This window comes from Planctomycetota bacterium (assembly GCA_039182125.1).
Classification (GTDB): domain Bacteria; phylum Planctomycetota; class Phycisphaerae; order Tepidisphaerales; family Tepidisphaeraceae; genus JBCDCH01.
Map to the genome: position 1 here is coordinate 1 of JBCDCH010000085.1, position 16,856 is coordinate 16,856.

11 protein-coding genes are annotated in these 16,856 nt (G+C 63.1%); 7 read left to right on the plus strand and 4 right to left on the minus strand.

From position 1 onward, the window contains the following. From AAGD32_16320 to AAGD32_16330, 3 genes are all read left to right on the plus strand, one after another. On the plus strand, positions 1 to 502 hold a 502-nt coding region (locus AAGD32_16320), incomplete at its 5' end, for a hypothetical protein (protein ID MEM8875813.1). After that, on the plus strand, positions 483 to 2,507 hold the full coding sequence (locus AAGD32_16325; GenBank protein MEM8875814.1) for a protein kinase: 2,025 nt from the start codon (positions 483 to 485) through the stop codon (positions 2,505 to 2,507). The genes AAGD32_16320 and AAGD32_16325, both read left to right, overlap by 20 nt. Beyond that, positions 2,504 to 3,226 carry a prepilin-type N-terminal cleavage/methylation domain-containing protein gene (locus tag AAGD32_16330; protein ID MEM8875815.1) on the plus strand — a complete coding sequence of 241 codons (723 nt, stop codon included), beginning with the start codon at positions 2,504 to 2,506 and terminating at the stop codon, positions 3,224 to 3,226. Before AAGD32_16325 ends, AAGD32_16330 begins: the two co-directional genes overlap by 4 nt. Here AAGD32_16330 and AAGD32_16335 read toward each other — a convergent pair. Next, positions 3,217 to 3,798 carry a hypothetical protein gene (locus AAGD32_16335; GenBank protein ID MEM8875816.1) on the minus strand — a complete coding sequence of 194 codons (582 nt, stop codon included), beginning with the start codon at positions 3,796 to 3,798 and terminating at the stop codon, positions 3,217 to 3,219. The genes AAGD32_16330 and AAGD32_16335 overlap by 10 nt on opposite strands. Before the next feature lie 206 nt (positions 3,799 to 4,004). On the opposite strand from AAGD32_16335, the gene AAGD32_16340 reads away from it, so the two are divergent. Further along, the gene (locus tag AAGD32_16340) at positions 4,005 to 4,334 is read left to right on the plus strand and encodes a hypothetical protein (GenBank protein MEM8875817.1); all 330 of its coding nucleotides are present in this window, start codon (positions 4,005 to 4,007) and stop codon (positions 4,332 to 4,334) included. A 411-nt stretch (positions 4,335 to 4,745) separates the two neighbouring features. On the opposite strand, the gene AAGD32_16345 is transcribed toward AAGD32_16340, so the two are convergent. After that, positions 4,746 to 5,186, minus strand: coding sequence for a helix-turn-helix domain-containing protein (locus tag AAGD32_16345; protein ID MEM8875818.1), 441 nt, complete (start codon positions 5,184 to 5,186; stop codon positions 4,746 to 4,748). A 340-nt stretch (positions 5,187 to 5,526) separates the two neighbouring features. Here AAGD32_16345 and AAGD32_16350 point away from each other — a divergent pair, with 340 nt between their 5' ends. Both AAGD32_16350 and AAGD32_16355 read left to right on the plus strand, forming a co-directional pair. After that, entirely contained in the window at positions 5,527 to 6,279 is a 753-nt protein-coding gene (locus AAGD32_16350) for a hypothetical protein (protein ID MEM8875819.1), read from the plus strand. 167 nt (positions 6,280 to 6,446) lie between these two features. Beyond that, complete coding sequence (locus tag AAGD32_16355) at positions 6,447 to 7,466, plus strand: endonuclease (protein ID MEM8875820.1); 1,020 nt, start codon at positions 6,447 to 6,449, stop codon at positions 7,464 to 7,466. Positions 7,467 to 7,493: 27 nt separating this feature from the next. On the opposite strand, the gene AAGD32_16360 is transcribed toward AAGD32_16355, so the two are convergent. Together AAGD32_16360 and AAGD32_16365 are read right to left on the minus strand one after the other, a co-directional pair. After that, positions 7,494 to 7,970 carry a thermonuclease family protein gene (locus AAGD32_16360; GenBank protein MEM8875821.1) on the minus strand — a complete coding sequence of 159 codons (477 nt, stop codon included), beginning with the start codon at positions 7,968 to 7,970 and terminating at the stop codon, positions 7,494 to 7,496. Beyond that, positions 7,967 to 10,417, minus strand: a complete 2,451-nt coding sequence (locus tag AAGD32_16365; protein MEM8875822.1) for a pentapeptide repeat-containing protein — start codon at positions 10,415 to 10,417, stop codon at positions 7,967 to 7,969. The genes AAGD32_16360 and AAGD32_16365 overlap by 4 nt, the downstream gene beginning before the upstream one ends. Positions 10,418 to 10,963: 546 nt before the next feature. Between AAGD32_16365 and AAGD32_16370 the strand changes: the two genes are divergently transcribed. Beyond that, a partial coding sequence (locus AAGD32_16370) for a hypothetical protein (protein MEM8875823.1) occupies positions 10,964 to 16,856 on the plus strand: 5,893 nt, incomplete at its 3' end.

Below are 16,856 nucleotides of genomic sequence, written 5' to 3' on the forward strand. Positions count from 1 at the left end.
CGCGATGATGAATTTTGCGTACTCCGACTTACGCAGGCGTGGACGTGGGTACGGCAAGCATTATCGATCGGAAAAGGAGCGTGCCGGCGTGAGGCAGCAGCACCATCCGGCCGAAGTAAGCGCCTTTGACGTGGCCTGGGCCTGCCAAGTCGTGGCACGGGTCAGCGAAGCGCTCAGGTCGGAGTGGAAACAACGAGAAAACCAGCTGACTTGGCGCGTATACCAAGCGAGCCTGCTCAAACCGCTGATCGGGCGCGAGCCGGAACCGACCTGTGAGGTGCTGGCCACGACCCTCCAGACCTCGACCGCGACGGCGCACCGCCACCGCGCCAAGGCGAGACGCGAATTCCGGCGGGTGCTGCGCCTGCTCCTCGCCGAATACGCGGGCAGCGCAAAAGACATTGAATCCGAGTTGGCGGAGCTCGCCGCCGTCATTCGGGACGCGCCGCAAAGCGATTTGTCCGAAGCCCTCCAAACCATCGATGCGATCCACCCGCGATAGCCTGAAACCGAGCCGGGATCTGCTGACCGGGCTCTTCGATGACGGGCGCTCTCGATCGAGCGACGACCCGTGCTGGGCGCACCCAGGGCTCGCGGCCGCGCGGGACGACGGCTTCCTCGTCTTCGAACGCATCGCCACCGGCGGCGAGTCCGACGTCTGGATCGGGGGCGAATCCAACACCCAGGACATCGTCGTCATCAAGGTCGCCGCGCGGGACGAGGGCTCTGGGGCCAACGACGACGAGGGGCTGGCCCACGAAGCGCGCATGCTCGAGGGGCTCCGTTCCCCGAACATCGTCGGCGTGCGTGGGTTCGGTGGCTCGGCGGGGCGACGCTACCTCGTCCTTGATTTCATCGAGGGGTTTCGGCTCGACGAGGTGGTCGCCGACGGCACGCCTGTCCCGATCGAACGGCTGGTGCGTTCCTTGGTGCACGCGGTCGCCACCCTGCACGAAGCCGGGGTCGTGCACGGCGACCTCAAACCGACGAACGTCATGGTCAGCGACGGCGGCGAGCCGACGCTGATCGACTTCGGGCTCGCGCGCAAAAGTAACGAGGTACACGGAGTTCTCCCGGAACTCGCCGCGCGCCTCCGGGCCGGCGGCACGTACGGATATCTGGCCCCGGAACTGCGGACGGATACGGCGCGCCGCCCGCCGACGATGCGGAGCGACGTTTTCTCCTTGGCGACGATCCTGGCGGAACTGATCGCCGCTTACCCGTCGCTGGGGCGGTGGCGGAAAGCGATCCAGCCGGGGCTGCTGGCCAACCCGGGGCAGCGCTTCGCCCACGCGGGGGCGCTGCTCCAGGCGCTCCACGCGGCGGACGCCACGCGGGCCAAATGGCGGGTCCGGGTCGCCGTCGGCGTGGCCATCACCGCCGTCGTGGCCGGGCTGATCGGCGGTCGACATCTCGCCGATCGTTCGGCGCAACGTGCCGCGTTGTCACCCGACCTGACTTCGCTGTACCGCGACGTCGTGACCGGACTTCCGGAGCAAGACCCGGCGACGCTGTTGGAGAGGCTCAACCGGGTGCCGGAATCGGAGCGTGCGTGGCCGTGGCGGTTCCTACGCGCTCGCGCCGAGGCCGTGGGCATCGAAAACCCGTTCGCCCATCTCGCGCAACCGAACCCCGCAACAACCGCGATGGCCGCCACGGCGGACGCCACGGCGGTGGCTTGGTGCGAACAGATCGGGGACGGCTTCGTCGTTCAGTATCAGCAGCTCGAGGGTCGCCCACGATCGATGTTCCGGTTTAAAGAACGGCCCCGCGGCCTCTCGTTCTCGCCCGACGCCGCGTGGCTCGTGATGCAACTGTCCGATCGCACCGTGAGATTGGTGAACGTCCACGACCCGGCCCGGCAAGTGGCGACTCCCGAGCACGTGCCCGTGCGTGGGGTTGGCTTCGACATCGGCGGTCACTACCGATTCCGAGAGGTCGAGACGGGGCGGCTGTACCGGCTTTCGTTGATCGATGGCGCCACGTCGTTGGTCGCCGACGAAGCCGTCGCCGAAGCGCGTCCCTTGCTCGTTGAGGGCCGGACGGAAGGCTTCTTCTCCGTCCGGAAGGACGCCGCCGGAAGACGCGTCGGCGTGTTGGAAACGGCCGATGAAACTTGGCGAATCGACGACCTGAAACTCCAAGACCGGATCGTGAGTGCCGCGTTTTTGGCGCCCACGCTCGGTCGGCTCTACCTAGGCACCAGCACGGGCGAAATTTTTGTGTTCGAGCCGAATCGGTCCGCTAGCCTGAGACCGGTATGGCGGGACCCCGGCGCAAGCAACCTGACCGCGCTGACGTACGCGCCGTCGCAGCGCCTGCTCTTCGGGGTGTCGAACTCCGTCCGGGTCATCGACGCAGAGTCGGGCGAGGAGGTGGTCCAACTCCCGTTCACTGGGCCCCGAGACGTCATCAAGCAGCTGTCTTGGAACGAGGCCGCTGCGAGCTTAACGCTCATCGGGAGCCGGTCGATCCAGGTGTGGACCGCGCCGCGGGATCTCAAGTGAACGGCCGCCTGCGGCATGCCGCGTTCACCCTCATCGAGCTGTTGGTCGTGATGGCCATCGTGGCGCTGCTGATCAGCCTGTTGCTTCCGGTGTTAGGTGCCGCGCGAAGCGCATCGCGGGGTGCCGTGTGCCTGTCGAACCTCCGCCAGCTGCAGACCGCGTGGCATTCGGCGATGACGAACGGGGACGCGCGCATCCCGCGCGTTGTCGTGCCGACCGCACCTGGCGAGCGATGGTGGTTTGACGTGATTTCTGACGAATTGGATTTGGAAGACGATTTCGGCTTCGGGCAGCGGCGAGGGCCCGGATTCCGCGGGTGCCCGCAGACCGAGTCGCTCTTTGCGCCGATCGAATACGGGAGCGGACCGTTGGGCTACGCCATCAACGGGCGGTGGGCGCCGGACGGCCCGATCCTGATCAGCGAGCCGGGCGGGTTACGCGGCGAGTCCGAATTCATGGCTTGGGATTCGATCCGGAACCCCGGCGAGTTTCCGTGGCTGGCCGATCCAGCGGTACGCCTCGGCGTCACCGTGAACCAGGGCCGGCAACGGTTTGGCACCCGGCCCGCGTCTGAAGCGTGGGGGCTCGGGTTTCCGCACCCGGGCGAACGGACACAATCATCATTTGCCGATGGCCACGCCGCATCGACTGGTTTCGACGAGATGTCGAGCGGACCGTTCGACGCCGGCGGGACGCCGCTGTGGTTTTTTCAGCGCTGACGCCGTCGCAGCGTGCCGAGAATGCAGGCCAGGGCTCCTAATGCCTGCGGCTCGGGAACCGCGGTCGTGACCCGCAACGTTGCGTAGTCGGACGCCACCCCATCGAGGGTGAAGGTGGCCAGGATTCGGGCGGTTGTGGATAAACCCGTGCCGATCCCGAGCGGGGCAACAGGTCGGCTCAGCTCCGCGGCCGTGATGCCGATAAGCGTGATTTGCTCGAAGTCGACGTTGTCGATCGGAAATGTCGCGGGGTCGCGGTCATCGAAGACTGCTTGCGCACCTCCGGGCACGAAATCATCACCCTTGCCGTCGCCCCATTCGAACCACAGGTTGGTCCACGGCTCAATCCCTGCGTTCAGGGCGGTGAGGGCGATTTCGTAATGCATCTCACCGGGGCCGCCCTCGAGAGGGAAAACGATATCCGTGGGGCCCAGGCCGCCGATCAGCAAGGAGCCGGCCAAAAAATCCTCGGCGGGCGGGAGAAAACTCGATTGAAAGATCACCGGGCCTGTCGCTTCGATCGGCGAGCCGATGGTGACGCCCAGGCCCGCGGTGGCCACCGGCAGCGACAACGCACAGCCACCAACCAGCGTGGCGACCGACCGGAACGAATTTGTTCGGGGCATAGTCTCTCTCCAAAAAATCGAAACATCTCTCACCGTGTGAGAAATTCTATCCCGGTCCTGCGTATCTGTGAAGGACGGCCCGTTCCGGGGGGGCCGTTTCACAGGAGAAGCCTGCTTGACCTGGTGTTCCCCGGGGAGAAAGGAATGCTGTTTTGTCGCTCGATCCGAATTATGAGGTTGTGGTTGATTCACCCGGCGCCGGCCAACAGGTGGTCAGCCAGGTGTTTGCCGGATATCCGCTCTTCAACGGAAACGCCGGCTCGTTCTTACTGGTGGTCCTGGGCAAGACCTTTGCCGACGGCGCGCTCCGGTGGTATTTCACGGTCCACGGGGCGGCGGGAACCCCGTACGACCCCGAAGCCATCCGGTTCTTGCAGATCGATCCGGACTCGGACGACCCGATCGGGGCGTATGCGGTCGAAGGCTCGGGGGGCGTGCCGGATCCCAAGGCCGGCTCTGGAACGGTCAACACATGGCCTTAATCTTTGGGGTGGGACTACGGTGTGGAACGGTTCTTGGTACATTTATTAAGTAGATAGACAATTGCCCCCGGAAGCGTCCCGGTTCTCTAAGGAGGCCGGGGCGTTTTTTTGTGGGGACTTACTCGATCTTCGGGACGCGCAAAGATGCGCACGGGTGGGGGCAATGGGGATTCTGGGCGCTCTGAGCGTCAGCCTCGCGACGCGTCTAACACACGTAGCCAAGGCCTCACGCCACGGACAGACCCTGGGCTGAGCCTAGAGGATGAGCGAAGGCGGACGAGCAACCCGTTGGGCTTCGCAGACGTGGCGACAGAAGCTTTACGGGCGCAGCGACGCATGCAGGAGCAGGGTTCAGCCATGCGGCGCGAGGGGGCAACCGCGCGGCGTCGGCCCGTCGCTACAGGACGGGGGCTACCCCGCCATCGCTTCGAGCCGACGCAGGGCCTCACGTTTCCCCAGTTTGCGCACCCGCGCCCAGCGCCGCAGCGGCTCCTCGCGGGGCGTCGACGCCCCTTTCTCCCAGTTGTAGATCGTCAGGGGCGAGACCTCGACCAGCTTGCCGTAGTCCGCGGCGGACAGCCCCAGCTTCGCGCGGTGCTTGGCCACCCAGTCCGCCGAAAACCGCGGACGCGGTGCGTCCGTTTCCTCGGGCTCCGGGGCCGCACGGGAGGGCTTCAGTTGGCGGGCGAGCGCCTTGATCTCGCGCCGCTGTTCGTGGACCTGCCGGCGCAGCGACGTGAGCTGCCGGCGGGCGTCACGCAGGCTCTTCTGGGTGGACGCGAGCTCGGCCCGGGCTTCCTTGCGGGCGAGGCGGCGGATTTCGTCGCCGAGGACTTTGTTGAGGTTGGGCATCGTTGAAGCAGGCTTAGGGGGAGATGATCGATCTGTACCGTAGCCGAGCGCGGCACCGAGGCCCAAGCGTCCGCAAGCCCGACTAGATCTGTGGGCGTCGTGCTGTGCACGCCTCGGATTTAGAAGGCGTTCCACTCGCGCCGGCCGCCGCCAAAGCCCCGCCCGCCAGGCTGAGCGGTGGAACGACCCCGCATGCCGTCACCCCTTTCCGCCCAATCCCTCTGCGTAGGATGAAGTCCGTGGGGGCACCCTATGGTGCGAACGGCCGGGGGCCGAGCGGATCGACGTTGGGCGGCTCGAGACACCGATCCCATCGCCCAGGCTGCGTATCGGACGCCCTATGCCAGACCTTCCCTGGATCTCGATCGTCTCCGACTTCTATGCGTTTTTAGACCGTGCTTGCGTTGCCGCCAAGCCCAGCGCCAAGCACCCGCCCTCCCCGGCGGTGACGCGGCTTCGCGACCAGGTCGCGCCCTACCGGCGGTTCGGCGGGGTGACAGATTCGGGACTTGAGCGTGCCGCCAAGTGGATCTCCAAGATGGTGTCCCGCCCGTTCTCGCTTTCTCGGTGGCCGAGGGTGCGCGTCAGCCGCTTCCCGGCACCGATCTTTCGTGATGTCGAGCTTAATCGCGACTTGTCCGCCACGATCAGGCTACATCGATTGTTTACGGAGTTCGATCGCGAAAAGCTTCTTGCGTACCAGCGACTGCTCGAAATCGAATTGAGAAGCCTCGAGCACGCGTTCTTCAGTGATTCCCGGGCGCGAGCCACGTTGCCCGCGCAGTTGGCCTTCGCCATCGGTCTGATCGCGGCTTGGTCTGCGTTCTGCGCGGTATTGCTCGGCGTCGACTGGTTCTCCCCGTTGGTTGCCTACGTATCGGAGCACCGCCCGGGCGGGGGCTGGTTCAGTGGGTTGGCTTCCGTCATCTATGGCGTTGGTGTGATCTTCCTGGTCAGTTGGTGTATGGGACGCTTTGGGAACCGGAAGCACTTTTTTCTCTTGGAGCGGATTCAACGCAGCCTTGCGCTGTACCTGGAATCGCCGCGCCCATCGCCCGCCGCGTTGAAGTCGCCACAGGCGATTGACCCGTGAAGATCGCGGCGGAGAATTCGACCACGAACTAAACGACGACGGAGGGGGCGTCGAGGTCGAGGAAGGCCGGGGGATCGGTGGCGACGAGGAGTTTCACCGCGAAAGCCTAGACATGTGGCCACGCAGTCGCGATGATGAACGGCTCGGGAGGGGTCGGAGGATTTACGATGCGATGGTGGCTGCGGCTTTGGTTCTCTCTGACGATCGGCGTTGTTGCTGCGCACGCCTCGGCCAGCCTCTGGGAACCGCCGAACGGCTACTACGCGACGGCCACAGGACAGGGCGATGTACTACGTTCGCAACTACAGGCAATCATGAGTAGCGGCCATGTTCAACGCCGTTACGGCGACTTCCGATTCTCGGCTGCGATCCACGACGCCGACCCCGACAACCCCGACAGCATCCTGCTGGCCTATGACCGCGAATCCGTTCCGGCGACGTGGGACTCGGGCAACACCTGGAACCGCGAGCATGTTTGGCCGCAGTCGCGCCAGCCGGGGTCGGCGTCGAATTCCACGCGCGGCAACCTTGGCGACCCCCACGCCCTACGGCCGGCCACGCCCAGCGTGAACTCGTCACGGGGAAACAAGCCGTTCGGGTTCGCCGACTCGACGGGTGGCTTCGGGGCCGAGTCTGATGGCTTCTACTACCCCGGCGACCAGGACAAGGGCGACGTTGCCCGCTCGCTGTTTTACTCGGCGACCCGCTACGGGTTGGATTTGGTGCTCGGCGTTCCCGGCTCGAATCAAATGGGCGACCTCGAAGCCTTGCTTAACTGGCATCGCGACGATCCGCCCGACGAGTTCGAACGTCGCCGTAACCACACGATCTACAGCGAGACAGAGAACCCGAACTACCACACCAACAACCGCAACGCGTACATCGACCAACCCGAGTTTGCGTACAGCGTGTTCGCGTTGGCGGGTGACGCCAACCTCGACTTCACGATTGACCAAGGCGACTTGAACGTGGTGTTGAACAATTGGGGCCGACCGGGGACATGGACGACCGGCGACTTCAACGGCTCGGGGTCGATCGAGCAGGGCGACCTGAACCTGGTGCTCAACAACTGGGGCGCATCGGCCACGCCGAGTCTGGCGGGGGCGTCGATCCCCGAGCCCGGCGTCGTGGCGGTGGTCTTGTTTGGTGGTATCGCGATCAGCCTTCGCCGGCGCACGGCCGGGTAATCGTGTCGTAGCTAGGCTTGCGCTAGTTCATTTCTCCCTGTCCCGCCTCCGCCACTCCCAAGGCGGCACCGGATCAGGATCGCGCCACAGTCCCCGCCGCGCCTTCCGCGCCGCACGCTCAGCCTCGGCCAAGTCCGCGTCGTCGCTGAACTGCGTGTAGTGCCAGGCCATCCCCGCCCGCACCATCGCGAGGTTGATCGATCGTCCCTCGATCTTGAGCGTGGCGATGGTACGTCCGTAGCGGTCGGTGCCCGTGGGCTCGACGAGGATGTCGCGGCCGAAGCAGGCGTCGGACAGCGCCTGTCGCGCCCGGGTACCGAAGGCCTGACCGCGCTCGGGCGCGTCGATGCCTTCGAGGCGGATGCGAACCTCGGTCCGGTCGTGTAGCACCGTCACCGTATCGCCGTCCGTGACGCGCACGACTTCGGCGGTAAACGGGGCGGAGGCGTCATCGGCGATCGCCGGGCAAGCGAGGATCAGGAGTAGGGCGGCGAGGCGGATCATGCCGCGATGCTACGACGACGACGCAGCAGCAGGGTAGATGAGGCCATTGCGCAAGCCGCCGTGGGCTCAGGAATAACGAGGCCCCGCAGGTTTGGTTGACCGCTGCCGTTCCAGTGGCTCAGCACCGCGTCCAGTTCCTCCAGATCGATGCCCTGCGATAAGCCTCGCCGATTTTTCCATGACACGGGGGTCCATGCGTCGCCCCAACGGGCAAGGACCAGGTCCAAGTCCGCCTGATCCACGGTTCCGTCACCGGAAAAGTCGCCAAGCGGCGCGGCGGCCAACAGCGTGACGGTTCCTTCGGTCAAGATGGCGGAGGTGTCCCACATGAAGCCCGGCTCGCTACGGATGCTCGGCGTGCCCACCGGCGTGACGCCGCCCCAGTCGAAGAGCTTCAATACCGTCCCGGAACTCATCCCGGGTTCGGCGTCCGGCGCAACGATTAGCGCCAGCGTCCCGGAAAGCTCCACGGTGGCCCCGGGCTCAAAACCCAGCGTCGAACCCCAGGCTTCGTCTTCAAACACAAACCGCAATTCCGCGTCGGTATCCAGCAGCAGCGCTGCTTCTACCGCGATGGTGGGTAGGTCGGACGAGCGGGTGTCCCAAAGCCGCAACGCTTCACCGGCTTCGAGCTCCCACCGCTGGACCGAGCCGTCCGACCGGATGATCGACGCGGGGTCGGCGGCAACGGATAAATCTTGTTGTTCATCGCTTCGGCCCGAGAAGGTCGCCCCACGGAAGTCGGACCCGAACAAGTCGGCTCGGTCGAAGTCCGGCAAGTCAAAGTACGTGTTCTGCACGTTGAGGCTGCGGGCGGTAGCGTCGTCGATGTACCACTGCTCGCCGAGTATCGAGCCCGACAAATCGGTCTCGGTGAGGTCGCCGCCGATCACGGTGACTTCGTTCCAGGACGCGCCGCGCAAGTCCAGCCCCGCCAGCGCGGTAAAGCCGACCGGAAAATCGCCATCGGCCACCCACCCGCGGATCGCGCCGGCGCGATGGCTAGCGGTCGAACGCAGCTGCGTTTCGGTGAGCACGCCGGCTTCTAGGCGCGGCTGATCGATCCGCGCGTCCGTGAAGTCGGCGTCCGTGAAGTCTGGGCCAAACCTTGCCTCCCGCAGGTCGGCCCCGCGGAAGGACGCGCCCGGAGCCTGCTCGATGCTAGCGCCCCGCAGGTCGGCCCGATCGAAGGCCGCGTCCGTAGCATCGTTGAAACTTCCACCTCGTAATTCGAAGTCGGCGAGGTGCCACCCCGTGGTGTCGCTGGGGAATGCCACGTTGCTGAGGTTGCCGGTCGCGTAGGTCGCGGTGGATTGGAACTGCGGCTCGGTCAAGCCGACCGCGTCCTGGAAGCTGACCCCAGCGATACTTGCGCCGGTGAAGTCGGCTTCGGTGAGGATGGTGCCGCGCAGAATTGCGCTATCCAGCGTCTTGCCTGCGAAGTCGGCGCCGCTAAGGTCCATACCGAACAAGTGGATGCCGGCGAGTTGATCGTTGCGGTAGGTCGCGGTGGATTGCAACTGATCCACCGTGAAGCCGTCGGCAAAGCGACGGTTGGTGTCGCGGATGTCGGCGTCGGTGAAGTCGACGTCGGTTAGGTTGGCTCCAGAGAAGCTGGCCCCACGCAGGTCCTGGCCGGAGAGGTCCCAGCCGGTGAGATCGATGTCGTTGAGTCCGATACCACGCAGATCGCCGCGCTGGTAGCTCGCGGTTGGCGTGAAAAGACCGACGGGAGCCCGCAAGCGGGTGCCGTTGGGGAATCGACGTTTCGTCAGCGATAGACCGGTGATTTCTGCGCCCGAAAAATCGACGTTCTGCAAAGCCGAAAAACCGCCCTCGATCCCGATACTCGTCCCGCGCAGGTCCACGTTGGCGAGAGTGGCGCCTTCGATCCAGGCAGACAGAGATTCGGGTAGCGTTGCGTGGGTCAGATCGGCGTCGCGTAGATCCCAGTCCCCGGAAACATTGGCCTGTTTTAAGTTCTGTCCACGCAGATCCCATTCAGAAAAATCGGGATCGACAAAATCGACGCTCGACCACCGCCGGGCCGGATCGGCGCCGGTGGCCGAACTGTAAAACATCTCGCTGGTCAGCGACGAGACGTGGTCGAAGGTCGCACCGTCCAGATTGGCGTTTTTCAGATTTGCGCCCTCCAGGCGTAAATCGCGGAACACCACACCCGACAGGTCGGCACCGGTAAAGTCCGTAAAGGTGAAGTTCACTCGCTCAAACGTGCTTCCCGCGAAGTTAGCCCCGCCGGCCTGAGCCACAAACAGATTGATCTGTCGCCACGTCACTCCGGGCAAGGCCGCATTGCGAAGGTCGGCATAAATCCAGTAACGGTTTTCAACCGTATCACCGGCCACCGGGAAGGTCGGCTCGAGGACTTGGCCGTTGTAGTGCCGAACCAGTTGTCCGGAAGTACCCACGGCGATGACACAGGACATGCCCGCCAGCCAAAACCGGAAGCCGCATTTGCAATCACACATTTTTCGAAGATATCAGCACAACTCTTTCAGTCAATCAAATCACGTTGGGTGTGGTGAACGGGTCTCCGTGGTGTTCAAAGGGATGGGAGCTGCCCAAATTGTTGAGCACGAGGTGGGATTGCCCTGTTCGACCTGACCGCTGTCGGCGTGGCCACCCGAAAGTGAGTCAGCGTTGCCAACGCAGTATCCGCGATGAGCCGGCGTTCTGGAGCCATCAAACGAACGTCATCCCAGAACAAAAATCCGCTCGCGGCCATGCCAACTGGCAAGCTGATCGTTCGAGATCGCTTAATCATCGGCGTGGCGGTGTAGCGAAGTGGACTCGGATCACTTGTTTGAACGAATTGGATGTTTTTTGGATGCAAAAGTCAGATTTTTTGCTTCTTCACCGGTTTTGCCCTTGTGATCGTCGCGACGCGTCGTCAGGATGCAGTCTGATTTAGCACCGCACCGGGAACTCAGGGATGTCCGGGCAACTTCATCTCCTCCACACGGGGAATCACCATGCCGCACTGGTGGAATTGGCTGTGTCGTTGGGCGTCGCTGCACGCGCGTAAAGAGGCCGTTCGTGACCATCTCAGGTACGCCTACCCGGGCGTCAACCCGCAGCGGCAGCAGGCCCCGGTCGAGCCGCTCGAACCCCGGATGCTGCTGTCGTCGGTGCCCACGCTGCTGCCGGAACGCAACCCGGACGCAGGAGGCACCCTCAAGATTCTGGACGCGTCCCACCGGGTGAACACCGAAGCGCTGGGTAGCCTCGCGCCGGGCCGCTTGAAAGCCATCAACCGGATCGACGCCAAGCAACGGCCAGCCGAGCCCACGGACCTCCGCGTGGTTGCGGGATCGGCGGCCGACGACATCCTGCTGGGCTTCAGCCCTTCGGGCGACTTCCGGGGCGGTGACGGCCGGGACACGATCGCGGTGCTGCCTACCGAGGACGGGGCGTTTTCGAAAGCCAAGAAGCTCGGGCGCATCGATGCGGGGGCGGGCGACGACGTGGTCTACGTGTACGACGCGGCGGTGACCGTCGACGGGGGCAGCGGCTATGACATCCTGTTCACCAACCGCGGCGATCTCAAATACCAAGACGTGGAGGAGGTCTGGGTCAAGAACGCCAAGACCGGTCGCTTCGAGCAGACGTTTGATCCCGTCTTAAGACAGTCCTTCTTTGGGGGGTCGGGATTCGGCGCGCAAGCGTTAACCGCGTATACCCCACTCGTGGAGCTGGTTGATTTTGGCGACCTGAACGCCGATGGCACCTTCGACACGGTTGATATCGACGACCTCTACAAAAAGAAGCACGCCTACGAGATTGCCGCGGCGGCGGCGAACGTAGCCGGATCGCCGAATGTCGCGAACTGGGACACGGACTTCGCCCCGTACGACATCCTTCCGGACGGCGTGATCGACGTGCACGACGTGAATCACCTGATCCTCGGCTTGCGGAGCACCCTCCTCGGGGAAACGCAGTTCGGGGACGAAACGACCGATGGCCAGATCGAACAGACCGAACTAAACGCCGTCTTGAACAACTGGGGCGACATCGGCAATGGATACGCGGGAGGCGACTTCGTTCAAGATCACAGCGTCGTCGATCCCCTGGACCCGACGAAGTCGTCTCAAGTCGAGCAGAGTGATCTCAATGTCGCGCTAAATAACTGGGGAAAGACGGACTACCGAGGTCAAAACCCGGCCAGTTCGACGGGAAATGACTTTATCTACACCCTCCGCGGTTACCGCGATTTTGCGGGCAATCCGGAATCCGACCTGATCACCGGCGACGCGGGGGACGACTTCCTGTTCGGCGGGTTGAACGAGGACACCATTGACGGCGGGACCGGGGCCGACATCCTGGTGGCGGGTTCGTTCCTGAACTCGGCTCCCGAATCGAACACGATCACAGATCCCGATTTAGTTCCCTTGGGCTTATCCCCCGAGACGGGGGTGCCGGGGATTGTGGCGTACATCCCCGACGTAACGGTCACCGAGCAGCAGACTTTTGAACTCGACCTGCACTTCGCTAACCCCACCGACGCGGCCCTGGTGCACGCATGGGAAGTCCACTGGGGGGACGGAACCAGCGACACGTACCACGGCCTCGGTACGCAAGGCATCACCGCGCTAGCTCAGCCGCCCAGCTGGCCGCCCAGTCATTTCTACACCTCAACTGAAGACAGGACGGTTAAGGTCCGCGCGATCACCCAGCTGGGTGAACCACTGGGTCAATGGGAAGTGGATACCTCCTTTAACAACGACAAAAACTCGATCTTGGGCTTGGCTTCCATTTTTATTCCGGACGGGGATCCGAAACGCGATATTCCCGAAGCGATTGCGATCGATTCGTCCGGGCGGATCGTCCTTGGCGGTCGCAACTTCGACGCCGTAGACGACTACGACGCGGCGATAGCACGCTTCTTGAGTGATGGAACGGTCGACGACAAAGTCAACGACGGTACCGATATCGTCCGCATCGGCTTCAATGTTGACGGGTCACACACGGTGTCTCGCGCCGCCGAAGAGGCATTCGTCGGATTGGCAATCGATGGGAGCGACCGTATCACGGCCGCGACCGAGTTCATTCCCGAGGACACTCTTCTCCCGGCAAAATTAGCGGTCGTTCACTTTGATGCAAACGGCAATCCGGTCAATCCTCCGGACGCCGCATCGAAAAACCAAGAGTTTCAGTTCATCGAAAACGCGAGTGGCACGGGTGATTTGCTTGGCTACGCCGTCGGTTCTGCCCACGTTCAGTTGCCACCAGAACCTAGCAATCCGACCGGTCCCGTTAGGGATCGCCTCGTAATTGCTGGGATCGATGGCAGCACAATGATCGCCGCTCGGGTCAACATTGAAAGCGACAGCCAAACCAACCAATTACCCGCCAGCCTCAATGATGACGATTACGGCACGAACGGCGTCGTCACTCAGGATGTGGGCCAGGCGCTCGACTACGAAGCGGCCGCCGCAGGCGTCGATCACCTCGGACGGTTTATCGTGGCGGCGTCCACCACGGGCGGCGACATCGCACTAACCCGATTCACCGCCGGTGGCATTGTCGATGCCACATTCAATTCGGGCTCAAGCAATCCCGGTTATCTCGTAGCCGACTTGACGCATTCCGTCGTCGTCGAGGACGTGGCCACCGACCGTTACGGACGGATTTACGTCACGGGCCAAACGACCATCGCGAATGCAACGGACGGGCTGTCCGATACCCAATGGTTCGTCGCACGATTTAACGACTCCGGGCTGGACACCACCTTCGGAGCCAGCGGCATTTACACCACGTCGTTCGTCAATCCGAACGAAACCGACCCGGCCGCCGAAGAGAGCCAGCCGACCTCGGCCCACAGCTTGCTGATCACCCCTTCGCAACGCATCCTCGTCGGCGGCAACGATGGCGCGGGGAATTGGGCGCTGCTGACTCTGTTCCCGGACGGCCAGGAAGACACCACCGCCGACGACGAGACGCCAGGAAACCCGGCTCTTGATCTGCCCGGCATCACGCGTCTCGAGCCCACCGGCGCGATCCGAGCCATCCAACTGCTGGATAACGGGCAGATCCTGGTGGCCGGTGATGCGCTGACGGGTACGCCGGCGGGCGGTGACTCGAAGGTGGACTTCGCCGTGCAACGGCTCGACGCTTGGATCAACGTTCAGGTTGACGTCGAGCCCATCAGTTCGAGCCAGATCGTCATCAACGAGGGCCGGCGGCTGGTTTCGACGAACGATGGCGGCGGGGGCCTCGATGCGGATACCACGTTCCAGCTGACGCCGCAGGCGGGCGTGGCTGAAGCGCTCAAAATCGACTTTTCGGCCTTGTCCTTTGCGGACGCGCTGTCGGGCATCGCGTCGCAGGACGCGTTTGAAATCGCGCTGCTCAACGCGAACGGCGATTCGTTGGTGTCTACGATCGGTTCGGGCAGCGACGCGTTCTTCAATCTGACGCAAACCGATGCCGGTCTGTCGGTGAACCTGGCGGACGGCGTCGCCCTGCGAAACGCGTCGGATACCGACTTCATCTCGACCGTGAGCGATAGCGGCGTGGTCTATCTGGACGTCCGCGATGTCCCGGACGCCACCGAGGCCAGGTTGGTCGCGAGGCTCGTGAACAACGACGGGAGCGGCGGCGTCGCCACCGACCGGGACGACGCGTCCACCGTTACCGTGGATTTCAACTTTGCGCAAGGTGTCACGCCGGGGCTGTTCGCCTGGCCGACCGGAGCGCCCACCGCGACGGGGACGGCGGAAGCCGCCCAAGCTTCCCTTGCCGCGCTTCGTGGTGCGCTGGACACGCCCGCGCTCACCGACGTCACCGATTCCTTTGCAATCACCTACGGCTTTACCGGCTACGACGAAGACCCAGTCAATCCACGCCTGCACCACTCCGTTTCCATCGAGAAACTGGACGATGGTGTCGGTATCCGCGGCGATCTCATCCTGGCGATCCGCCGGTTAACGCATCAAGACCAAGAAATCCTGGTCGGCGACCTCAATCACGGCGTCGCGGTGACCCCGGGGCGCACCGGCACCGGCTACCTCATGTACAGCCGCACGTCCGTGCACGATCGTTTCATTGCCGAACCGCCCGATTCGAACAACGCCAACCATCTAATTGCGGTCGTCTATCAGAACGATGCTTGGCATTACGACACCGGCTCGGCCCTTGAGGCGTTCACGCCTACCGCGAGCGACATCCTTGTCGCCTCTCTGAATCACGGAACGAACTCTTACGGCCTGCTGACGGGCCAAACCGGTGAGGTCGAAGGCATCACGCAGGGCTTGATCGCTTCCGATTTCGGTTTGGCTCCGTTGACTTACAACGGGGCACCGTCTCCGAACAGCTTTAGCGTGACGGGCGCTTACTTCACGCCCAACGAAGCGGAAACTGAGACAGATGCGCGGGTTGGTGCATTCGATGGCCTACTCCCGGCGAGCGTCGCGGGGGTGCCCACCGGCACGCCTTATCTCCAACTGAGAGACTTGTTGCCCAAGGATTTCGCGTCTAACGGAGCCTTCTACAGCCCGAACGGCACCGTCGAGAATCTGTTGCTCAGCTTTGCGGACGTGAACCCGAACGAACGGTTCGATTACGAACTGGTGATACTCGGCGCGGCGAATCGCGCTCCCTACTTCACGTCAACACCTCATATCTATGCCGAAGAGGCCCTCGGTCAGGCGTACGTCAACAGTGCCGGGGAGCTCGAACTTCAAGCCAACGGCAGCAATAGCCTCGTGTACACGCTCGCCGGTGAAGACCCCGACGGCGACGACGTGCATTTTGTGGTCACGGAAGGTCCCGCCGCAATCGATCCTGCAGACGGCGTCACGCTTCGATACACGCCCGCCGACAATTCGACCGGCTCGGTCACAATCAAGGTACGGGTCCGGGACGAATTCGGCCACTTCGATGCGGAGAACGATCAGACGTTCACGCTCAACGTCATCGACGCCGACGCCACCAACGAAGCGCCCGAGTTCCGTACCGAGCCGACGCGCCACACCAAGGCGGGAGAAACCTACACCTACGACAGCTTCGCGTTCGATCCCGACGACGATGCGGTGCTCTATACCGGCACGTTGACGTACACCGATCCGGAGACGCAGCAAACCGTCACCTTGGATGGATCGGAGGCACTCGATCCGCAATTCGTCGTCGCGTCTGCTTCCGGCCTAGTCACTTGGGCCGACGTACCTCACGGGCTAATCGGCGAAGAAGTTTCACTAACCGTCATTGCTAACGATCAGCAAACCCCTCCACTAACGGGTATCCAAACTCGCAACATCCTGATCCTGGATTCCGCCACGCCTCCCGTCAGCACCGGCGATGTCGATTTGGTGGCAAGCAACATCGATACATCTGGCGTGACTTTCCATCCGCAAACGCTCACCACCCAGGGAGTCATTTCTGTAGATGTCGCCAATCTGGGGCCGGGTACCGTGATGGGCCCATTCGAAGTTTTGATCTTTGAAGACACCGATATGGATGGCGAATTTACGCCAGGCCAAGATCAGGTCTTTGGTACATCAACGGTTTACGACAGGCTGGCTGCTCACAACTCCGATACGTCAGAATCTAGTGCCACGGTTACGTTGGCGGTCCAAGGCTCGGTGGATTTTGCTGGCGCCCCGATCTGGGCGTGGGTTGACAGTGGCGACGCCGTGAACGAGGTAGACGAAACAAACAACACGATTTTCTCAGATCACGACTGCGGGCCGCTTCCGCAATTTTCACCGTCGGTCACTCCCTTGTGGACGACCAACGCGAGCAGTGGGGGTTCATTTTCAAGGCCCTTGGTAATCGATCTGAATGACGACCATCTACCCGAGGTTGTCTTCGTTGAAGCTTCAACTTTTGGGCCATTTAAAGTTCGAGCAATTACGGCCGCGACCGGAG